Source organism: Stutzerimonas chloritidismutans, from assembly GCF_051486945.1.
Lineage (GTDB): Bacteria > Pseudomonadota > Gammaproteobacteria > Pseudomonadales > Pseudomonadaceae > Stutzerimonas > Stutzerimonas chloritidismutans_B.
Window position 1 is genome coordinate 76,771 of record NZ_JAHVDX010000004.1, and the last position, 22,145, is coordinate 98,915.

The window sequence follows — 22,145 nt, forward strand, 5'->3', positions numbered from 1 at the left end:
GCGATTGACACTCTCGGTGTAGGTAGCCCAGTCTACCTACCTCGAAGTGAGCATTCAACGCTTCGACCGAACTGTGGCGACCCCGCACACGTGTCAGCGCGACGCTACGATTCGAGCAATGCCGACAACGGGAGCTCACTTAACGCAAGATGGCGGTAGGCAGACCGCCTCACGTCATTAGAGGTTGCACCGCATGCGTTGCAGCTGCGTTTGGCTTAGTTGTTTTGCACTAACCTTGCGCCAGACAAGCCCAAAACAGCCTGCCAAATCAGCTTAACAAGGGTGTCATCCGGCACAGCTTCTTGCTTTGCATAGACACACATAGACATCATGACCATGACAATTAATCGAGATGTGACATAGGCATCTTGAATAGCAAACGAACCCTGCCGCTGCCCTGCATCCAATAGCTTTGAAAGCTCAGATCTATATTCTTCCAAGAGCGCCGCAGAACGCCTGTACTCTCCCGGGTGTAGCGACCGCATGTCCCATAACAGAACTCGCTGCTCATCGGATCGCATCGATTGAAACGCCACGTAATTCTCAACGAATAGCAACAGCCGTTTAGATGGCGACACTGGCTTACGTTTATAGTCTCGCCAAGAAGTCAATAATGTCTCTAGATACTCCTCAACGATCTCTGCCAAAATTGATTGCTTTGATTTGTAGTGGCAATATATTGAACCGGGTTTCAAATTGCACTCAGCTGCAAGATCTCTTAGGGACATGCCCTCGAATCCAGCATTCGCAATCATGCGCACCGCGTTTAATTTTATGCTCTCAAGTTTCGACATAATGAGATCTTATTGCAGTGCGAAGGTGCGACTGACACGCCGACAAAAACCAAGCCCATCCTACCAGGCTCTTACGAAGGCGCCGGATCCTGGAGCACTAACTGGCCATGGTGAAAGAACATCATATGGCGCGGGTACGTCACGGTAGATCATTTCACGGGAGTCGCTGAAATACCCTTTTCCACCCGACATCGCCAGATCGCAACCACGCACTCGCCGCACTCTAAACTGAGTAGCGACGAGCGCAGCGACGAGGGATGTTATGAAGCGCTCTAACCGAGCGCTTTATATTCAGCGGCTGAGCGAGCATTACTGCAGCTTTGGTATTCATCCCTTAGTAGCCTTTTCATTAACTTTCCAGTCGGCTCACGAGGCAACTCAGCTCTAAAATCGAATTGTTGGGGGCATTTGACTCCACCAAGCGCTTCCCTTACATATAGACGAAGCGTTTCTTCGAGACAGTCATCGCCTGAAACATCCGGTTTAGGCTGGACTATGGCAACGACCCGCTCGCCCATTTCTTCGTCTGGTGCGCCTATTACCGCCACATCCTCCACATCGGGATGGGCGATCAATACATTTTCGATTTCCTGAGGGTAAATATTCACGCCTCCTGAAATGATCATGAAACTTTTACGGTCAGTTAAATAAAGGTAACCATCCCCGTCAACCCAACCCACATCTCCTAACGTAGCCCAACCTTTAGCATTGTAAGCCTGTCGTGTTTTCTCCGGATCGTTGTGATATTCGAAGGCTGGGCCATCAGCGAAATAAACATCACCTTGCATGCCGACTGGGACTTCCTCGCCATCAGCACCTACTATTTTTATAGTACCTAGCACGGCACGGCCGACGGAGCCGGGCTTCTGTAGCCACTGATCAGAGTCGAGCGCGGTAATGCCGCAACACTCTGTGCCAGAATAAAACTCATAGATTATAGGGCCCCACCATTCAATCATGGCACGTTTTACCGGCACGGGGCATGGCGCAGCAGCATGAATTACTGCTTTCAACGAACTGGAGTCATAGCTTAGGCGCTGTGCCTCCGGAAGCTTTAGCATGCGAACGAAGTGTGTCGGGACGAAAGTTGAATGAGTAACCTTATATTCTTCGATTAGCTTCAGGCAATTTTCAGCATCAAACTTCTCCATTATAACCACCACACCACCAACCCGATGGATGGTCATCGCCCAGCGCAACGGCGCAGCGTGGTATAAAGGTGAAGTAGAAAGGTACACACTGGACTCGCTCATCCCATAGAGCGATATCCCCATATTCATTAAAGGGGTAGGAGCATCTATCGGCCCCTCCGGCAGATTCGGTTTTACTCCTTTCGGCCTACCCGTCATCCCCGAAGAATAAAGCATATCGGCACCAGGGCTAGGATCGTCAATAACGGTGCAAGGATATCCGGCGCAGGCTTGAGCAAACGTTCTCCGTCCGACCGAACAGCTTAAGACGTAAATATCGGATGTAGGCAGTTTGGCAATAGCGTCTTCTGCAACCTCTGCGTATTCATCACCGACAATAACAAGCCTTGCTCCAGAGTTATCTAGGACATAAGCAAGATCGTTCACAGAGGTTCGTGTAGACACAGCGGTAAAATAAATGCCAGCTCTTTGAGCGGCCCATCCGGCGATAAATATATCGAAATCATTGCCAAGGACTACTGCAATGGTATCCCCTCGACGAATGCCGATACTCCGAAATAGATGTGCGGCTTGGTTTGCTCGTGCATCTAACTCGCCGTATGTTAGCACCTGCTTGGTCGAAGCTCTGATGCAAGCTGGCTTGTCTGGGAAATTGCGCGCGTGGGACATCGGGTGCATGGGGGATCCCTTCTTATCTTTGTTTTCAGGAGCAGGCTTGCTTAATGTCCGACCCAGTTCGGGGAACGTTTTTCAGCAAAAGCCTTCGGGCCTTCTATCGCGTCTTTAGAGCTCAACATTGCCTTCATCCCCGGATACTCCCATTGATCTACCAAAGCCTGCTCGACAGGGATATCCATACCTTTAAGCACCGCCTCTTTAGTTGCCCTAACCGAAAGCGGACTGCAATTAAGTATTTCAGTAGCCCAACTACGCGCTAGCTCCATAACGTCACCTTCAGTCACGTCATTGACAAAACCCAGATCGCGTCCCTCTTCAGCACTGACTCGCCTACCGGTAAGGAGCATTCCCATACTGCGTTTCAAACCGATTAAGCGTGGCAACCGTTGCATCCCACCAGCCAGCGCAGCCAAACCAACTTTTACTTCAGGTAACGCGAAGGATGCGTTTGCTGATGCAACAACGATGTCACAGGCCATAGCTATTTCGAAACCGCCACCCATAGCAACACCGTTGACTGCGGCAATGACAGGTTTATTGAGGTCAAAGCGTGCCGCGATACCACCGAAACCACTGGGAGGGGTGATTAGGCTAGCATCGGTAGCTTGCTGTTTCAGATCATGACCGGCACAGAAGGCTTTCGCACCGCTCCCGGTAAGAATCGCAACCCATTGATCTGAATCTTCGGAGAACTCGTTGAATGCACTTTGGAGTTCCATGTGCGCATCGTAGTTCAAAGCGTTATGTGCTTCAGGACGCTGAATAGTGATTACTGTCAGCCGCGCCTCTTTCTCTACGGAAATATATTGGTAGTTCATAGCTCAAATTTCCCTTTGGCTGCTAGCATTCCCACTAGCCTATGATTAATAATCTCGACGGCTTCTGACACCATACGATTCAGGAGCTGTTCGCAGGAGGGGATATCTCTAACCAGCCCCTGGACTTGGCCAGCCCAAATCAATCCTGCATCTATGTTCCCAGTTTCCAACGCTTCCTTCCCCTTCGCGCCTGAGACATAGCTTCGTATGTCTTCAAACACCGAGTCTGGCTCGTTAGAAACAGCGAGCACCTTTTCAGACACGCTATTTTTCGCCACTCGGCCAGTATTCTTGAACTTTCTGAAAATCAGATTAGTGGCTCGCTCATCGTTATTGACGATGAACCTTTTAATTTGGTCATGAATGGGCGCTTCCTGCGTGGCGCAGAAACGTGTACCCATATTCACGCCCTCTGCTCCGAGAGCCAAGGCAGCGGCCAATCCGCGACCATCGCCAATGCCTCCGCTAGCTATGATCGGAATACTTACCTGATCGTAAGTAGCAGGAATGAGTACCAAACCAGGGACATCATCTTCCCCAGGATGACCAGCGCATTCGAAACCATCGATTGAAATAACATCGACGCCCATTCGTTCAGCCGAGACAGCATGGCGCACGGCAGTACACTTGTGGATAACCGTAAGGCCGTGTGCTTTAAAGTCGTCAACATGCTCGTGGGGCTTGTTGCCGGCGGTCTCTACGATACGGACACCAGACTCAATTATTGCCTTTCGGTATTCTGCATATGGCGGCGGGCTAACCGACGGTAGAATCGTGAGATTCACTGCAAAGGGTTTGTCAGTCATGCTGCGGCAACGATCGATTTCGCGCCTGAGATCATCCGGCGTTGGCTGAGTCAAAGCTGTTAGTGTCCCAAGTCCTCCAGCGTTAGAAACCGCACTCGCTAACTCTGCCCGCCCTACCCACATCATCCCGCCTTGAACGATGGGATGGCGGATACCCAGAAGCCTTGTCACCCGATTCTCGAAGGCCATTAAAGCACCTCCAAAATCGTAACGTTGCTTACGCCACCGCCTTCACACATCGTCTGGAGGCCGTATCGCAGCCCTCTAGCTTTTAGGGCGTAGATGAGAGTCGTCATAAGCTTCGTACCTGACGAACCCAAGGGATGGCCTAGTGCAATGGCCCCACCATTAACATTCAAGCGCTCCGGGTCGGCTTCGATCGCGTCGAGCCAAGCCAAAGGCACAGGTGCGAACGCTTCATTGACCTCGTACAAGTCGATGTCGGCGATATTCATCCCTGCTTTGTTTAGGGCCTTACGCGTAGCGAAAATTGGCTCTTCCAACATGATTACCGGGTCGCCGGCCGTGACAGTCATGTCTACAATTCTCGCGATTGGCGTAAGTCCGTACTGCTTAAGCGCACGCTCGCTCACGACCAGTACGCCCGACGCACCGTCGCAGACTTGACTAGCGTTGGCTGCGGTTACGATTCCGCCATCCTGCAGAGTCTTTACGGAGCCAATAGCCTCCAGGGTTGCGTCGAATCGAATCCCTTCGTCAATAACATGTAGGCCTTCGTTGGTTTCTAGCCCGATGATTTCGTTAGAGAAGGCGCCAGTGTTAGTCGCATACGAGGCACGTTGATGGCTATTCAGCGCAAACTCATCGAGCGTAAGCCGATCGTACCCGTACTTTGCGGCAAGCATTTCCGCGCCGGCGAACTGGCTAAACGTGCTGACCTTGAATCTGTCTTGGATGCGCTTACTGAACGGGCCAATGCCTATGCCTTCTTTTTCATGAAAAGACGTGTTGGAAAACATAGGTACACGACTCATGCTTTCCGCACCTCCCGCAATAACTACGTCTTGAACGCCGGACATCACGGCTTGGGCTGCAAATTGAACAGCCTGCTGTGAGCTTCCGCACTGACGATCGATGGTTACTGCCGGAACTGACTCAGGTAGTTTTGAAGCGAGAACTACGTTTCGAGCAAAAGCAAACGCTTGCTCGCCGGCCTGAGTAACACAACCAAAGATGACATCGTCTACTACTGCAGGATCAATTCCAGATCGATCCACCAGAGCATTCAATACCTCTGCCCCCATGTCGGCAGGGTGCCAGCCGGATAACTTGCCATTACGGCGTCCTCCGGCCGTACGAACTGCTGCAACAATATATGCATCACCCATTACGTTGCTCCTTATTGTTGTTAGCGGAGCGCTGCTCAACGAAGGCAGCGACTTTGCTCCGAACATACGGTTGTACTGCTATGGAGGCGATGCTCCGGGCCTCTAGCTCCAGCTGTGTCTCCAGCTGGGAGCTCTGACTCGCCAAGAGAAGCTCCCTAACATTGCCAAGGGCGGAAACGTTCATGCTCGTGAGTGAACGGGCAAGCATCTCCCCTTCGGCCTGAAGCGCTCCTTCTTCCACGACGCGGGTAATCAACCCGAACTCAAACGCTTGCAGTGCGGAAAGACGCTTATTAAGGAGAAGTATTTCCTGGGCGCGGCGCAAGCCGACGAGACGAGGAAGAATCCAAGTCAGCCCACCATCAGGGCTGATCCCGATTGCTCCATAAGCAGCAGTAAAGAAAGCACCTCGCTCTGCCAAAACGATGTCGCCAATCAGCGAAAGGCTCATGCCAGCACCCGCAGCAGATCCGTTAACCAATACAACTAGTGGCTTTTTCATTCTCATGAGCCGGGAAATAGCTAGGTGAAAAGTTCCGGCTAACTCGCTTAGAAACTTGGCGATGTCATCTCCAGCAGAAACAAAAGATCCGAGATCGCCCCCGGCGCAGAAAAGCTTTCCGTTGGCCGTAAGCACGACTGCACGTACGTTCTCGTCTTGGTCGCACGCTATTGCGGCATGTAACAAAGCCCTGGCCATCAACAGGTCGATCGCGTTGCCCTGTTCCGGGCGATTCATAACGATGCTGGCAACTCCGTCACGAACACTAAGTAATACTGGCGGATCTGAGGTTTCCATCAGCAATCCTCCAATGCGCTATGTGCGAGCTTGGCGAGTACAGGAAAACTTTGTGCGCGCTCGTGTGCATGCGCGGAAGCTGCAGTGCCTCTGATCACACGGCCCTTAATTCCATGGAAAATTGCTGCCATACGGAAGAAATTAAAAGCTATGTAAAACTCCCAAGATGGGATTGAGTCCCGCTCGGTTCTCGCGCAATAAGCGTTTACATATTCTGCTTGGGAGGGAATGTTCAAGGATTTGAGATCCGCTCCCGCCACACCAGCAACTATCTCTGGCGGCATTTGGTACATCATTGCGTGGTTTGCGAAGTCTGCGAGAGGATGTCCTAAGGTCGATAACTCCCAATCTAAGACCGCTATCACCTTCGGCTCGGAAGGGTGGAAAATCATGTTGTCGCAACGGAAGTCACCGTGCACGATGCTAGTTTCGTCGCCCGGCGGTATGTGTTTGGGCAACCACTCGACCAGCATGTCCATATTTGGATCGCGGCCTGCAGCCTCATCGTCCAGATACTGGCGACTCCAGCGGCTTATCTGCCTAGCGAAGTAGTTACCAGTACGCCCATAGTCAGCTAATCCCACCGCTGCTGGATCGATACGGTGCAACTTAGCTATGGTTGCGTTCATCGCATCAAAATATAAAGGCCGGGTCTCGTCCGGAACCCCGGGAAATTTGGCGTCCCAGAAAATACGCCCCTCTACCTTCTCCATGACATAGAAGGGAGTGCCAAGAACACTCTCATCAATGCACAGGCCGTAGACGCGAGGTACGCTAAACCCCGCGCCTCCAAGAGCCCGCTGGACGCGCGCCTCACGCTCAACGGAATGAGCGCCCTTTAGTATTTTGCCTGCGGGTTTTTTCCTTAGTACGTACTCTCTACCACGAGTCGTGACCAGGTAGGTTGGTATCGACTGACCACCCTTGAATCGCTGAACCTTCATGGGGCCATGAAAGCCCTCAATATGTGCCTCCATCCATCTGCACAGCGCTTGCTCATCTAGCCCCATGTCTGGCCGGACGTCGCCCGTCCCTGTGTTAGCCGTCTGTTCGAGTACGCTCATCCTTGCGCCCTCTTCCAGTCTCGTTTGATCTTCTTAGCCAACGCCCACTTGTGCACTTCAGTAGGGCCATCATAAATTCGGAAGGCACGAATCTCTCTGAATACTTGCTCAACAATCGTATCTTCAGTGAGTCCGCTGCCGCCCATGACTTGTACACACCTGTCAGCAACCTTCATGAGCAGTTCGCTGACAGCGACTTTAGTCATCGAACTCTCGCTACCGCCTTGACCGCCGCTATCGAGCACACCAGCGCACCAGTCGATCATCAACTCAACCTGCTTAAGATCGATTAGGTTCTCGGCTAGGCTGAATCCAACACCCTCATGATCAATAAGTAACTTTCCGAACGCGCTGCGACGATTCGCATAGTCGGTTGCGATTTCGTGCGCTCGGAGGCATGCCCCGTACCAGCGCATACAATGAGATAAACGAGCGGGTGCCAAACGCACTTGCGCCAGTGTGAAGCCCTCACCGGCCCCGCCAAGCATCTGCTCGGCGGGCACTTTGAGGTCGTTCAGGCTGACGATCGCATGCCCGCCTGGCATCGACGTATCGATCGTTCTAGGGATGCGCTCGATTTGTATAGCCGGGTCGGGAAGCGTCACGAGGAACATGCATGCTCCCTCTTCCGCTTTCGCCATGACGATGCCAATTTGAGCGCCGTCTGCACCGGTAATAAATGCTTTACGCCCGTTAATAACCCAGCTATCGCCTTCTCGACGACACCGGGTTTGCATCATTGACGGGTCTGACCCAGCGCCGCCTTCCTCGGCGGGTTCAGTCATAAAAAAAGCAGATCTAGCCTCTCCTGCTAGCAGAGGTGCAAGGAACCGCTCCCTCTGTAGTTCACTTCCGACTTTGCCCAACAGGTACATATTGCCCTCGTCGGGCGCACACGTATTGCAGGCGAGAGGGCCGAGCGGAGAAAGCCCAGTGCGTGCCAGCACCAAAGCTGTTCCACGCTGGCTCAAATGCGACCCGTCAGGAAGGATATGTGGAGTGAGAACCCCGGCAAGCCGTGCCTTATGGCGGAGCTCCCGGACAAGCTCATCTGTCGGGCATCCATGATGGTCGCGACGCTCATCTCGCTCATGCGCGATGATTTCGTCTCGCACGAAACGCTCGACTCGATCGGCAATCGTGGACGCTAGCTCAAAATCGTCATATGTCATCGGGCGGCCATCCTGATCGCCCCATCCAACCGGATCACTTCGCCGTTCAGCATCGGGTTTTCGACAATTGACTGAACCAGCTGGGCGAACTCATCTGGCTGTCCCAGGCGGCTGGGGAACGGTACCTGCTGCCCAAGCGACCGCTGCGCTTCTTCTGGCAAAGTTGCTAGCAACGGCGTCAAAAAGAGGCCCGGCGCGACCGTCATGACTCGAATTCCGTATCGTGAAAATTCACGGGCCAACGGAAGTGTCATACCTACAATGCCAGCCTTCGAAGCGGCATATGCAGGCTGGCCAATCTGGCCATCGAAAGCAGCGACACTTGCAGTGTTGACAATCACGCCCCGTTCTTCGGCTTCCTGCGGCATCGCATGCAAGCGGGCTGCGAACTTGGACAAAACGTTGAATGTGCCATTGAGATTGATACTGATAATTCGAGCGAAGTCAGACAACGGCAGCGCTTGACCTTCACGATCGATGGCTTTGGCGGGCGGGCCGATACCTGCGCAATTCACTAGGATGCGAGCCTTACCGTGAACCCCTTCCGCAGTCTCTAAGGCGTGCTCAATCGACTCCCCGTCGGCTACATCGGCCTTAACAAAAAAGGCCCCGATTTCTTCAGCGTACTGCCGACCTAGCTCTTCGTTGAGGTCAATGATGGTGACCTTTGCACCCGCACTGGCTAAACGGGCGGCCGTTGCACCTCCTAGACCTGAAGCGCCGCCGGTTACAACTGCTGCTACGTCGCGGATTCTCATCGCGTGTAATCCTCTTTTTCGTTGCTGTAATGACCGAGCTCGCTCCGCCCAATAAGGAAACCTACTGGCGGGTAGACACCCTACTCGTCAGTAGGCTAGGATTCCGATCTATAGGTTGTCAAGAGCGAGCTCTGGATTTTTGGCACTAACAAAACGGGGCGTCGACATACCGTAAAATGTGAGCTAGGCGTCGAAGCCAGGCTGAAACCGATAGGACGGCTAACGTGACCGAAATCTCACCATTCCAGACAGCGAATCAGAAACAGAAAGACCGCGAGGCCAAGCGCCAAGCGGTACTACGTGCGGCAGTGCAGATCTTTAACGAGCGTGGGTTTCACGCAACTTTGCTAGAAGACGTAGCGATTAGCCTTGGCATCTCCAAACCTACGATTTATCACTACCTGGGAAACAAAGAGCAGGTTTTGCTTCAGTGCGTAATCCACGGACTGGAGCAGCTGCTAGAAGCAGCCGACTCAGCTAAACAGCAGCCAGGCCTCGGTATTGATCGGCTTAGGAACTATCTCCAGCGTTACGCCGAAATAAATATGGACGACTTTGGTCGGTGCGTTATACGCACCGGCGACGAAGCGCTTTCTGACGAAGGTCGCGAGAAATTCCGAGCCCTAAAAAGGCAGATTGACTTATCGATGAGGGCACTCATCGACGAAGGGATTGCGGACGGGTCAATCGCTCCTTGCGACTCAAAACTTCTCGCGTTCACGCTAGCTGGTGCGCTCAACTGGCCAGCAAGATGGTTTTCGCCCAGCGGCAGGCAGTCCAAGGAGGAAGTTGCAGCGCAAATGGTCGACCTTTTAACGGCCGGCTTTGCCCCTCGGTAGATCGATTGCGTCGGGATGACAGTGTGACGAGGTGAGGAACTATCTGAATGTTGAAGCTCAGCCAGTCAGCATCGAAGGCGCAAGGACATGTAGCCGCGAAAGTACAACTCAAGCGCGCTAACCTGGTCGCTAAACTCACCGAAGCTAACGGGTTGCTTACGATCCTTAGCGCACCCGCAGGATTTGGCAAAACAACTGTCCTGACGCAAGCGTTCCGTCAATTAGAAGATAAAGGTCTTCGAGTCGCTTGGCTCGATGCGAGCACCACAGATAATGACCTCTCACGATTTCTCAATCGCCTAGATGGCATAGTGCAACAGCTAGGACTGGGTCGGACAGGTATAGACTCGATCACAGCTCTCACGCAAACCGACCAACCTTATGCGCTTTTCTTCGATGAGCTCGAGAACATTAAAGAACGGTCAGTTTTAGCACTAATCCAAGAGGTCTCGAGCTATTTACCGAGCTGTTGTTACATCTTTATAGCGACCCGCAGGATCCCTGCACTTGGCTTACCTTCGTTAAGAGCACGAGGTCGACTACTCGAGATCGGTACATCTGAGCTCCGCTTTGAACCGTGCGAGGCCGAGGAGATGTTCGCTCCGACTTTAGCTGCCGGGCTGCTCAATACTGATGACGTTCAGCAGCTACACTTCAAAAGCGAAGGGTGGCCTGCAGTGCTATCACTTGCCTCGCTCGCGATGAAACAAGGAAAACCACAAGATTTCATAGCACGTTTCTCCGGCACCACAGACACTATCGCCCAATATTTGGCAGATGCTGTTTTTGATGATCAGCCTGAAGCGGTACAAAGTTTCTTGCTCAACATCAGCATCTTAACCAAATTCGATATCCCGGCTTGCAACGCGCTAACCTCGGAAACAGATACGGAGCAGATGATTCAATATCTTCTCGCCCAAAATTTAATCATTCCGGTTGAGCCTAGGGAAGCAATCTGGCGCTTCCATAGCCTGTTTGCAGAATATTTACGCCACCAACTAAGAACCAGATTTCCAGATAAATATTTCGACGCGCATGCAGCGGCATCACAATGGCATGAGCAACAATCACAATACGTTCTGGCGATCGAACATGCTCTTGAAGGCCAGTACTTTGAGCGCGTCGTGCTGCTCCTAAATAAGCATGCAGAAGCACTGTTACAGCAAGGTCGAATACGTCTTCTTAGCCGGTGGTTTTCTGCCATCCCACAGTTCTTGGTAGCAGCACATCCGCTTTTGTATATGTTGTCGATCTGGGCAACAGCTTTTACGCAAGGGGCTCATCAGGCTGCCTTCAAGCTCGAAGCAATCGACTGGGAAAACAGTTCAGACGTTCAAGTGCGTAACCATGGTTCTGCACTGCATCCCACCCTTCTAGGCATGCAAGACCGCTGCGAAGAAGCTCTTAATGTGGGCATGGCTGCCTTGGAGAAAATGGATACAGGTAATGATTTTGCCAGCGCTACTTTGTTAAACGCCATTGCACATCAAATCCTGATAATCGGAAATCCCCGGGACGCCCAGCGAATGATTGATGCAGCGAGAAGGCTGCATGGTGGCGAGAGCAGTTTCAACAAAATGTACTCGGAAACCACCGAGGGCTTAATTGATATGCTACACGGACGGCTTCGCCATGCGTCCGCGCGTTTTCGTCTAGCCTTGGACGTTACCGATTCCATTGGTAAGAAGCACATATATGGCAACGCTTGGGCGGGCGTACTCTACACCGCGACGACCTATGAATCTAATGACCTACACCAGACCCGTCGGCTTCTGAATGTTTATCTTCCGTTAGCTCGCGAAGTCGGTATCCCAGACCATCTAATTCTAATCTACCTTTTGAAATGTAGATTAGCCTTTATCGAACGAGATTTAGTAACCGCACTGCGAGCAGTAACCGATCTAGAATATCTGGGACATAGCCGAAAAATCCCTAGGGCGGTTGCGGCTGCGCAGCTTGAGCGAGCAAAGATATATTTAATTCAGGGCAATGCACTTGCCTCTCAAGATGAGCTGTTCCGTGCTGAAGATCCAGAAATTTGGGCTAGAGAGTGCCGTCAAAGGCTCCTTGCACATGACATCCACTACCTTCGCCTTGCCAAGCTCCGGTGGGAGATCCATTTTGGCGACCCCGTAGCAGCACTTCACGAACTCAACCGTGATCTACAGGTAGCGCGCTCATCGGCACGGCTGCACCGCGCACTTGTGCTGCAGCTTCTCCGAGTACTTGCGCTACATAGAACTAACAATGCTATGGCTGCGAAACTAGAGCTTGAAGATTGCCTCAAATTTGCCGCCCAAGAGGGCTATGTTCGCACCGTCTTGGACGAAGGCCCGAGTCTTGGTAAAGCAGTGTGGCACCTAAAACAAGAGTACGACACGCGAGATGATCAGGATCCGCATCTCGCTGACTATCTAAATAAACTGCTGCAGCTTTACGGGCCTCTTCGCCATGATAAAGGCGAGACAGTCACGCCGGCGCTTTCAGGTATCGCTCTTACCCGCAAGGAGATCGAAGTGATAAGGCTACTCACCGAAGGCTGCTCCAACCTCGACTTGGCCGCCAGGCTCCATGTCTCAAATAGCACAGTGCGAACCCACCTCCGCAACATCAATACAAAGCTTGGAACAAACAGCCGTACCCAAGCGATAGCCGCTGCGCGCCGGCTTTGTCTCCTCCACTGAACCAGCACCAAAAATCGTCTTTAAAGACGATTTCTCTCCTCCGTTTCAGCTCGTAGCCTTCACTGAAGCTCGCGTACCTGATTGACCCGTAACCGGAGCGTTTAAGTTTCTCGAGCCGTTCACTCACTGACCACTGTTTCAAACAGACAGATGCTTTGAGCCTAAAAAAATAACAAGAGGTGCATTATGAACGAACACAGCGCATCACTCGAGTACCCAGTTAGCAAAGCGCATTCTTGGCGTTGGTACGCCGTGGGTTGCATGATTATCTTCTATGCCATCTCAATGGTGGATCGTTTCATTCTTTCCGCAGTTGCACAGCCTGTAACTCAGTCTTTAGGATTGAGCAATACCGAAATGGGTTTGCTCTTGGGAGCAGGTTTCGCAATCTTATATTCAGTAGCAGGCGTGCCCATTGCGTATCTTATTGATAGGGGAAACCGCACCAAAATAGTATTCCTTGGAGTTTTTGTTTGGTCGCTAATGACAGCCGCATCTGCATTCACGATTGATTTCACGACATTGTTAATATGTCGAGCGGGAGTTGCAATCGGTGAGGCTGTTCTCACTCCTGCGGCAATGTCGCTTATAGGGGATATGTTCGCACGAAAGGAACGGGCTACTCCTACAAGCGTTTATATGGCTAGCGGAAACTTGATGGCAACCGGAGCCTTCCTTATTGGAGGAGCCGTTTATCAATATGCAGGGGGTCAGCAGCTGTTACCAGGCATGGAGCCTTGGCGTTTTACACTCTTAGCAGTAAGCCTCCCGGGATTCGTTATGGCCCTCCTGTTTGTGCTTACGGTAAAAGAGCCTCCGCGAGTCACTGCGAACCTAGCAGATCAAAACGAGCCGTCATCGGCTTCGCTATACTCTTTCCTTAAAAAGAATCAAGCCACTTTTATACCATTTTATATCAGTACAGGCCTAATCTCTTCTCTCACTCTCGGAATAATCTCCTGGGGCCCAACTCTTCTTATTAGGCTTCACGAGCTGAGCGCCTCACATGCGAGCTACATATTTGGGACGATAGGACTACCAGCCTCAATCATCGGGACATTGAGCCTTCCTTGGATTGCAAACAAACTACAAAAAAATGGAAGAGCTGACGCAATCATTCTCATACTTCTTGTTTCGGTTGCGCTGCCCGTAGTTTGTATTGTTGCCGGACTTCTGTCTGACTCCTACTGGATGTTAGTAGCTGCTTTCGCTGTCTGCATGATGTTCCTACCTAGCATCTCAGTACTTACATGCCTAAGTATGCAGATGATCAGCCCATCAAAACTACGAGCAAGAACCGTCGCGACGAACCTCCTTGTTATCAACTTGTTTGGCTATACCGTGGGCCCTTTCTTGAGCGGCTACTTAGCTGACAACGTGTTCGAAGGCCAGACGGCAATTGCTGATGCCCTTGCCACAATGGCGGTCGTTATCGGCCCCTTAGCGATTATTGGCTTCGCTCTAGCTCGTAACACGTTTGGCGTGATGATGAATAGTCAAAAAGACTAAACGTTTATCGTCTGAATAGTTAAATCTAATCCAATAAAAATAACATTAGAGCGCAAATAATGAAACTCATTACAAAAATTACCCTTTTATCCTTACCTCTATCAATGGGAGCAGAGGCCGCTAGCGACTTTATTACTGACAGCTCGGCCACTGTGCTGCTTCACAACTACTACATGGATCGAGACTACAAAGACAGCGAGAACGCCGCGCTCAAAAGCGAATTAAGGGAGTGGGCGCAGGGCATTACGCTTGATTTTAAGTCTGGCTATACAGAAGGGCCTATAGGATTTGGGATCGACCTACACAGTATGAACGGGATAAAGCTGGACTCTTCTCCCGATCGAGCCGGCACACAGTTAATACCAGTCAACTCAGAAGGACGCTCTGAAGACGCATTCAGCATCTTAGGCGGCAGCGCCAAAGTGCGATATAAAGAAACCAAGATTAACGCTGGTCGTATGGTACTGAATACGCCTATCGCATATTCGAGTCCAGGCCGACTTCTTCCTCAAACATTTCAAGGCGCAACGATTCAATCTGACGACATCCAAAATCTATCATTAATGGGTGGGTATCTGGATAAAATCAGATACCGCAACTCAACAAATTATGATGAGCTATTAGTCACAAGCGTAAACGGCCGATTTAACACTGCGTCTTCAAGCGCATTGTCCTATGCCGGTGCTAAATACAAGGTAACGCCTGAGTTTACCGCGAGCTATTACCACGCAACATTAAATGACATCTATCAGCAAGACTATGTTTGGCTTGTACACCAAACTCCCGTTGGCCCTGGAAATTTGAAGACTGACTTCCGCTGGGTAAGGTCAAGTGAGGATGGAGCGGCACGGGGCGGAAAGGTCGACAATGATAATTACGGAGTGGTTTTTAGGTACAGCTTAGGTGGCCATATGTTTAGCACTGGCTACATGGGGCTCTACGGAGACACCGCTCAACCATACATAAGCGGTAGCGAGCCTTCCCCAACGGTTGAAGGTGCAATTGCCACCGATTTCTTAAACGCGAAAGAACAAACCTGGCAGGTACGTTGGGACTACGACTTCGCAGCGCAAGGAATCCCTGGTTTGACAGCAATGGTCTGGCATTTGCGTGGCAATAACATTGAGCTTCCCCAGCGCATGGGCGGTAGCGATTTGTACGAACGTGAGAGTCAGGTACAAGTTGCCTATGCCGTTCAATCCGGCCCACTTAAAGGACTGGGCGTCAAGGTGCGTCATGCCTGGTATAGAAATAACTTTACCCAAGCAGCGACTTTCCGCGACAACAACGATCTGCGGGTGAATATTTTTTACACATTGAAGCTTTGGTAGTCACCAAACCGACCTGGAGTCACTGATGCGCCCCGCAGACCGACTATTTGAACATCAACTCTTCCGAGAAAATTATCGATCCTTTCTACAGAAGGAAGTACTACCAAACCGGGCTGCGTGGCGCCAGAGCGGAATCGTGCCTCGTGAGATGTTCAAAAAAATGGGCGATCTTGGTCTTCTTCTAATTTGGGCACCAGAGATATACGGAGGTCTTGGTCTTAAAGACTTCCGCTATCAGCAAATTATGATTGAAGAAGATTATCGATTTGGGGAAGTGGGCTTCTACCATACTCTGCACAGTCGATTAGCTGCCCCCTATATTATTTATTTCGGCAGTCAAGACCAGCAAGAGCGGTTCCTACCGAAATGCGCTGCAGGTGAAACCATCTTAGCAATTGCAATGACAGAACCAGATGCCGGCAGCGACCTTGCTGGTATGAAAACTCGCGCAGTGGAGCAAAGCGATCATTGGGTACTAAACGGCGCTAAAACATATATATCTAATGGGATCAACGCTGACCTAGTAATTGTTGCCGCAAAAACAAATCCATCTAATTCACGCGAGATTGGTCTATTTTTGGTCGAACGTGGCATGCTTGGTTTCGAACGTGGAACCAAGCTAAAAAAAATGGGTTTGCACGCTCAGGATACCGCCGAGCTATTCTTTCACGATGTTCGAGTGCCTAATGCGAACGTTCTCGGCGACGCATCGCTTGGTTTGGCTTATTTGAAAATATCGCTGGTTGAAGAACGCCTAATATCTGCCGTCGGTTCGCTAGCAAATGCTCAGTGTGGTTTCGATATAACCAGAGATTACGTTTCCGAGCGGCAGGCTTTTGGCAGGAAGATTGCCGATTTTCAGAACACCCGGTTTACCCTAGCCGACCTAGCGGCAGAACTCGAGATTGCTCGGGTTTACGTAGATGATTGCGTAACTCGCCTCAATGATGGTGAGCTCAGCCCTGCTTCTGCTGCTAAGGCAAAGCTCTTTACTAGCGAATTGGAGTCGCGGGTCATGGACGTTGGAGTACAACTTCATGGCGGCGCAGGTTACATGCAAGAATACGAAATTTGCCAGCGCTTCTTAGATGCACGTGTATCGAGGATATTCGCTGGCAGCTCGGAAATAATGAAGGAGATAATAGCTCGATCTGTTTTAGGGTGATCATCTGCGGAATCGGAGATACTATGGGCGATCTTTAGGGATTAAAGCCGTGGAGTTTGCCGGGATAGGGCCCGCCCGATTCTGCGCTATGGTGCTAGGATTTTGGGGCAGAGGTTATCCGTGTTGTAGCGGGTCTTGAGGGTCATGCTTCCGGCTATGCGGGGAACTCATGTTTTTTTCCAATATCGATCAACAGTTCGACTGGATAATCCGAGCTTACGGGATACATCCGCCTTTCTGTCCCCTCTCGCCTGAGCGTCTTGTACGGCCCGCCTCGTCTGATCAGCCTGCATACCTTTGATGCCCCGACCAACATCACCGGCATTCATCGGCTCTAGTCGCCCGTCCTGGATCGCTGAGCTGAGTGCTGCCGCGCTTGTAGTGGAATGCTCTGCGACGGATCGGCCGGCGATCCGTGCTTCCACTATCAGCAAAACATTACTTGGCGACAAGCCGAGAACCTCGCACAACTGTACCAGCGTGTAGAGACGAACCTGCGCTTGCCCGCTTTCCAACCGGTGAAGGTTAGCTCTACTCAAAGCGCTAGAAAACGCGTCGCCGGATAGCCCAGCCCTCAAGCGCAAGTCCCGAACCACCTCTCCCAACGTCACGCTAAACGTATCAAGCCCAATTTTTTGGCTTCCAGTCACTGAATTCGCCGCAAAAGCAAGGATAAGGCCACATTTGACCCGCCACGTCTTTATCGCTTACGATACTCACGCTTCGCTAATCTGAGCGCTTGTCAATATAGAGATAATTCGGGCACGGCGCATTGCCCAGCGAAGCGTAACTTCCGAAAACGCCCGATGCGCTTAGCGCTTAGGGTCTTGCTTGCCCAACAAGTACTAAAGGGCCCTACGCGCTGAACCAATCGTCGCACTCGAAGTTGGCATCTCTTCACCAGGCTTGCCCTCTTGTGCGTTCAAGTACCCGGGCTACGGGTGGGCGCTGTGGCCTGCTTGCCGCCTTAACGTGCCCTAGCGATGAAGACTAGGCTTAACAATGTTCAAGACAAACGAAACCATGGAAATAGGGCTGATGCGTGTTTTCAGCAGCAGCGATTATTATTGGAAAATGGTTGAACGCGATGCAGGCACGCCCTGGTTCCACGTTACGATTCAATACTGCGCAGAGGGCGACGTTCGTGAGAGGTCGTTCATGCCTGACGACTTCTTACTAGTGGAGCAGATCCTTAGCCAACAAAAGGAAGGAGTGAGAGTTGTCGACCTGCAAGCAATGACTCCAGGAATGATTAATAAACAGGGCAGATGGCTAATGGAGTCACTTGCCAAGCTGGAGTTGGCAAAGACGGCGTACGGCGAGACAGTAGAAATATATACAACAATATCTGGCAGCGTATATTTCTGCCCTACGCTGAAAACGTCGGCTGTCAAAGGTCTGCGCTCTCGGAGGTTGCTTTATAAACGGACGGAAGAAAAAGTAGAGCATCCAGAATGCTAACGCAATAATCCAACCTGCGCAGTTTCCAGAGACTTAGGCGCGCAACGACCTCTGAAGCCTTTAGCTAAGTCGCGGCTGAGCCAAATCAAAAAAGTAGCCGCACGCTGAACTTGTATGGCACCGAAGAGCATCTATATGGATCAACTAAACACGGTACACGCCCTATTGTACGGGCCGGGCGCACCTATGCTCGGTCACGAAGCAACCGAAGTGGAAATTATCGCGAGGGTTCGCGAACTCTTTCCCGGTCTGTCTTACTGTCTTGTACGGCACTGGATCTGGATCGATCTGGATATATCTGACGCTGCTCGCGAAGAGCTCAAAAAGGCGCAGCGACAGCCCGTTATGCTTTACGCCCATGAGGTCGTGTTTGACAGTCTGGGCAGATTTAACAAAGGCGATTGGGTGCGCAGCACACCGCTTCTACGCTTTACCGAGGGGGGATTTTTTCAGACGCAGAATACTGTTTACGTATTGCTTGGTCACGGTAAGCGCGAGCGCGCTGAGCCCAGCACTGTCGCTAGCATCTATTAACGAAAGAGCGCTAGCGTGGACTCCGCGCATCGCATAAGCCCACTACCGAAACTTTTTCATTCCGTAGGACAAGAAAAGAGCGATGAACAAGCCACTTGATCGAAACGCTGGGGTTATATGTGCGGTGTGTGGCGACGCTAACGATACTGCGGGCTACCGGCCACAGTTCGGGGTTTTGCACGCCCCTTTGGGCTGCGGTTCATCTGATAGCGAAGTGCATTACGAATTATACCTATGTAAGGCCTGTTTTACCGCAGCACTGTTATATTTACGCCATCAGCGGCGTATCAACACAATGTTCGATGAAGACCAACCGAGTGATGACCAAAACTTTGGCCGCGTCACCCGAGATGGAAATTCGGTAAGTCGTAGCCCACCGCCAACGTTAGGATCGTGACGATGCGAATCCATCTGCTGTCCGATTTGCACAATGAGTTCGAACAGTTCGTACCGCAGGTGAGCGATGTCGATGTAGTCATCCTGGCGGGCGATATCGACGTCAGGTTGCGAGGTGTCGAATGGGCTCGGCAGGCATTTTCAGCGCCTATCTTGTATGTTCCCGGTAATCATGAGTTCTACGGCGGCCATCTAGCTTACACCCTCGAAAAGATGCGCTTGCGGCGGGATGATCGTGTATGGGTAATGGATCGGGACGAAGTAATCATCGATGGCGTCCGGTTCCTCGGTGCGACCATGTGGACGGACTTCTCAGCTACCGGAAACCCGGTATTGGCGTCACTGACCGCTCAAAACAACATGAACGATTACCGAAAAATTCGCACAGGAAACTATCGGCGGATTAGGCCGGCTGACTTGGTAAATCAAGCGACCAAAACTCGCGATTGGCTGCGCATTAAGCTAGATGAACATCATGATGGGCCTACGGTGGTTATCACCCATCATGCTCCGACCATGAGATCCCTAGTGGACAGCCCTCATGCAGGTAGCCATCTGGACGCCGCATATGCAAACAGTTGGGAAGACCTTATGGGGATTAACCAGGTGATGCTTTGGGTGCACGGGCATTCACACACGGCGATTGACTATGAAATAGCGGGTACGCGGGTAGTGTGCAACCCGAGAGGCTATCCGGGCGAGAAAACTGGGTTCGATCCCGCACTAGTGCTCGAAATTTAGCGATGGAGCGTAAACGAGATGCGTGCATCTAGCTTGCTAAACCTTACAAGCATCAACTAGCGCCTAACCGTCTGTAACTGCGTTGGCGGTCGCTTAAGTTAGTCGATTCCACCTTAGCGTATACGGCGTCTTGGGCTCGCATCCACTGGGGTGTAGGGCGCTAGTCGAGCCGCTTAGCGGGGAAGCGGCGACGAGTTAGGGCTGAATGCTGACTAGGCCTTCAGACATTCAAATTCAACCCAGGGAGCAGGAGAAGCAATTTATGACCCTTCCTCACGAGAGAACCCGCGCTGTAATCGAATGTGAGGCGTTCCTCCGACAGCTCGCCTTTGATATTGCATTACCTCGAGACATCCGTAGCTATGCACATCACATTCTCAGGCACTACCCGTCGGCATCTCAGATTCTTGCGATAGGTCGCCTCGAAGAGCTCTTACAATGCGATGCGCTGGATTGTGAATCCCTGCGGCTAATTACGGCGCGCAGTCAGCGGCTATTCAGCTCCACCGTCAATTTTGCGGGATAGTTTACAAACTAAACTTTAATGATTCACTAATAAAGCCAGACCTAACGCGGTTCGAACAGCGCATAGGTTTTTGTGTTGTGGATATTCCAGCGGCACTTCAGTAGGCCAAGCGCTGACGGTGCTTACAGAAGCCCAGAGATTTTCTGCGGCCAAGATGAACGGCACAGTGCGGAGTGCGCTTGGAACCATTCACCTAATGACACACCAAAGTCAGCCCATGATGAGTTGTTATATATCTACGTAACGCAGGAAACAAAGAACTACCACGCCCTTTCACGGATGCGCTGAAATCTTGAGTTGGAGAAACAGCACTCTGTGTATTACATAAAACTAAACTGACACAGTGCCTTATGTTGAACTCCATTCTGATTCCAGAGACCAGCCGATCAATTTCGCCTTATGCAAAGCAACAGCTTGCTCAAGCACTAAAGGTCACCTATTCAGTTCCCGTAACGGGGTTTCTCGTAAACGCGTACGTCATTGCAAACGCTGCCGTCGGGATTGTTTATCGGGACGTCCGTAGCGATGCTACGGGTCGCTTTAATGACGGCCATCTCATACGAACATCAGACATCGTAGAACTCCGCCAGATTGATGGCCGCTGGCTCATAAAGACCGTTAACTCCCTTTACGTTGTGGCTACCTTCAAGCGGCACGTCGGAAGGCCATCGCTAATGACGCTTCAACGCCTCATGAAGACGAGGATTTTCTTGGCGTCCAGAAAGCTTCATTAGATGTCGCGCAGCCATAAGCTGGGCGACCAAGATCAGATGTTGATCTCAAGGCTTATAACAGAGTAGATCACGCCGAGAACGCTCATGAAATCTCAATTGTTAGACATTCTCAAAAATCAAAAAGCACGCGAAATTACAGATTTTCTATATGGAAAGGCCCCTGCCATAAACGGCACCGACTTGAGTCGAGGCGAAATTCTTCAAGAGCTACACCGGCGCAATCCCTGTAAGCAGTACTGCCTGGTAAAAAATTGGACTCTAGTCGAGCTAGACATCTCAGATGAAGCGTGTCGGCAGGTTGAGACTGATGGTTTCAAGGCTCGGCTTATCCATGCTAATGAGGTGGTCGAAGACTCAGCTGGCCGTTTTCAACCGGGCTGTTGGGTGAGAAGCTCGCTAGAGCAAAAGTATGAAAACGATGGCTTTTTCGAAACTAGAAGCACTATTTATGTGCTGCTAGGAATCGGACGCCTCAAAAAAGTGCGCGAAAACATCGTCTACAGCATCCGCCCAGTAAATCGGCGCATGACCGACATGAGTTAGAGATATAGCTTCCTTTCGTGTAGTTTTACGTAAGCTATTCAGGAAGCGAATTAACCACAGCAGATGATGGTGCACCTAGTCGATTGTTTCATACAAAAGTTGGTTCCATACTTCCGCTTGCGGCTGCATCGAACAGGAGCTTTGGGAAAGCGCTCAATGGAGTATTGAGAGATGCGCGGATCCGCTCAGGACTTGCGCGCCATGCGTTCTAAAGCTAATCCGCGCTTCTCACCTATGCCAAATTGAGAATGGTGAAGCTGCTATCAATATCGACACGCTTGTTGCACCCGGTA

General features: G+C 51.3%; 20 protein-coding genes. 10 read left to right on the top strand and 10 right to left on the bottom strand.

Going from position 1 to position 22,145, the window contains the following annotated elements; genetic code table 11:
* Positions 1–215 precede the first annotated feature (215 nt).
* The 9 genes from KXR72_RS15825 to KXR72_RS15865 all read right to left on the bottom strand — a co-directional run bounded on the left by KXR72_RS15825 (position 216) and on the right by KXR72_RS15865 (position 9,389).
* Positions 216–794 carry a TetR/AcrR family transcriptional regulator gene (locus KXR72_RS15825; protein WP_437422060.1) on the bottom strand — a complete coding sequence of 193 codons (579 nt, stop codon included), beginning with the start codon at positions 792–794 and terminating at the stop codon, positions 216–218.
* A 272-nt stretch (positions 795–1,066) separates the two neighbouring features.
* Complete coding sequence (locus KXR72_RS15830) at positions 1,067–2,623, bottom strand: acyl-CoA synthetase (protein WP_437422061.1); 1,557 nt, start codon at positions 2,621–2,623, stop codon at positions 1,067–1,069.
* 41 nt (positions 2,624–2,664) lie between these two features.
* Entirely contained in the window at positions 2,665–3,441 is a 777-nt protein-coding gene (locus KXR72_RS15835) for an enoyl-CoA hydratase-related protein (RefSeq protein WP_437422062.1), read from the bottom strand.
* Positions 3,438–4,436, bottom strand: a complete 999-nt coding sequence (locus tag KXR72_RS15840) for an NAD(P)H-dependent flavin oxidoreductase (protein WP_437422063.1) — start codon at positions 4,434–4,436, stop codon at positions 3,438–3,440. Before KXR72_RS15840 ends, KXR72_RS15835 begins: the two co-directional genes overlap by 4 nt.
* Positions 4,436–5,596 (bottom strand): acetyl-CoA C-acetyltransferase, encoded by a 1,161-nt coding sequence (locus tag KXR72_RS15845; protein WP_437422064.1) that lies wholly within the window; start codon positions 5,594–5,596, stop codon positions 4,436–4,438. Before KXR72_RS15845 ends, KXR72_RS15840 begins: the two co-directional genes overlap by 1 nt.
* On the bottom strand, positions 5,589–6,395 hold the full coding sequence (locus KXR72_RS15850) for an enoyl-CoA hydratase/isomerase family protein (RefSeq protein WP_437422065.1): 807 nt from the start codon (positions 6,393–6,395) through the stop codon (positions 5,589–5,591). The genes KXR72_RS15845 and KXR72_RS15850 overlap by 8 nt, the downstream gene beginning before the upstream one ends.
* Entirely contained in the window at positions 6,395–7,459 is a 1,065-nt protein-coding gene (locus tag KXR72_RS15855; RefSeq protein WP_437422066.1) for a phosphotransferase, read from the bottom strand. The genes KXR72_RS15850 and KXR72_RS15855 overlap by 1 nt, the downstream gene beginning before the upstream one ends.
* Positions 7,456–8,631: an acyl-CoA dehydrogenase family protein gene (locus KXR72_RS15860; RefSeq protein WP_437422067.1), complete on the bottom strand. Its 1,176-nt coding sequence runs from the start codon at positions 8,629–8,631 to the stop codon at positions 7,456–7,458. Before KXR72_RS15860 ends, KXR72_RS15855 begins: the two co-directional genes overlap by 4 nt.
* Positions 8,628–9,389: an SDR family NAD(P)-dependent oxidoreductase gene (locus KXR72_RS15865; protein ID WP_437422068.1), complete on the bottom strand. Its 762-nt coding sequence runs from the start codon at positions 9,387–9,389 to the stop codon at positions 8,628–8,630. The genes KXR72_RS15860 and KXR72_RS15865 overlap by 4 nt, the downstream gene beginning before the upstream one ends.
* 224 nt (positions 9,390–9,613) lie before the next feature.
* Between KXR72_RS15865 and KXR72_RS15870 the strand changes: the two genes are divergently transcribed.
* From KXR72_RS15870 to KXR72_RS15890, 5 genes are all read left to right on the top strand, one after another.
* Positions 9,614–10,228, top strand: coding sequence for a TetR/AcrR family transcriptional regulator (locus tag KXR72_RS15870; RefSeq protein ID WP_437422069.1), 615 nt, complete (start codon positions 9,614–9,616; stop codon positions 10,226–10,228).
* Between the two features lie 47 nt (positions 10,229–10,275).
* Positions 10,276–12,912, top strand: coding sequence for a LuxR C-terminal-related transcriptional regulator (locus tag KXR72_RS15875; protein WP_437422070.1), 2,637 nt, complete (start codon positions 10,276–10,278; stop codon positions 12,910–12,912).
* A gap of 261 nt (positions 12,913–13,173) precedes the next feature.
* The gene (locus KXR72_RS15880; RefSeq protein WP_437422071.1) at positions 13,174–14,421 is read left to right on the top strand and encodes an MFS transporter; all 1,248 of its coding nucleotides are present in this window, start codon (positions 13,174–13,176) and stop codon (positions 14,419–14,421) included.
* Between the two features lie 59 nt (positions 14,422–14,480).
* Positions 14,481–15,752, top strand: a complete 1,272-nt coding sequence (locus tag KXR72_RS15885; RefSeq protein WP_437422072.1) for an OprD family porin — start codon at positions 14,481–14,483, stop codon at positions 15,750–15,752.
* 25 nt (positions 15,753–15,777) lie between these two features.
* The gene (locus KXR72_RS15890; RefSeq protein WP_437422073.1) at positions 15,778–16,917 is read left to right on the top strand and encodes an acyl-CoA dehydrogenase family protein; all 1,140 of its coding nucleotides are present in this window, start codon (positions 15,778–15,780) and stop codon (positions 16,915–16,917) included.
* Between the two features lie 167 nt (positions 16,918–17,084).
* On the opposite strand, the gene KXR72_RS15895 is transcribed toward KXR72_RS15890, so the two are convergent.
* The gene (locus KXR72_RS15895) at positions 17,085–17,567 is read right to left on the bottom strand and encodes a helix-turn-helix domain-containing protein (protein WP_437422074.1); all 483 of its coding nucleotides are present in this window, start codon (positions 17,565–17,567) and stop codon (positions 17,085–17,087) included.
* A gap of 352 nt (positions 17,568–17,919) precedes the next feature.
* Between KXR72_RS15895 and KXR72_RS15900 the strand changes: the two genes are divergently transcribed.
* From KXR72_RS15900 to KXR72_RS15920, 5 genes are all read left to right on the top strand, one after another.
* Positions 17,920–18,378: a hypothetical protein gene (locus tag KXR72_RS15900; RefSeq protein WP_437422075.1), complete on the top strand. Its 459-nt coding sequence runs from the start codon at positions 17,920–17,922 to the stop codon at positions 18,376–18,378.
* Between the two features lie 135 nt (positions 18,379–18,513).
* Complete coding sequence (locus tag KXR72_RS15905) at positions 18,514–18,912, top strand: DUF6957 family protein (protein WP_437422076.1); 399 nt, start codon at positions 18,514–18,516, stop codon at positions 18,910–18,912.
* Between the two features lie 399 nt (positions 18,913–19,311).
* Positions 19,312–20,049 carry a metallophosphoesterase gene (locus tag KXR72_RS15910; RefSeq protein WP_437422077.1) on the top strand — a complete coding sequence of 246 codons (738 nt, stop codon included), beginning with the start codon at positions 19,312–19,314 and terminating at the stop codon, positions 20,047–20,049.
* A gap of 262 nt (positions 20,050–20,311) precedes the next feature.
* Positions 20,312–20,575 carry a BPSL0761 family protein gene (locus tag KXR72_RS15915; RefSeq protein ID WP_437422078.1) on the top strand — a complete coding sequence of 88 codons (264 nt, stop codon included), beginning with the start codon at positions 20,312–20,314 and terminating at the stop codon, positions 20,573–20,575.
* 818 nt (positions 20,576–21,393) lie between these two features.
* Positions 21,394–21,852, top strand: a complete 459-nt coding sequence (locus tag KXR72_RS15920; RefSeq protein ID WP_437422079.1) for a DUF6957 family protein — start codon at positions 21,394–21,396, stop codon at positions 21,850–21,852.
* The last annotated feature ends 293 nt before the right edge of the window (positions 21,853–22,145 follow it).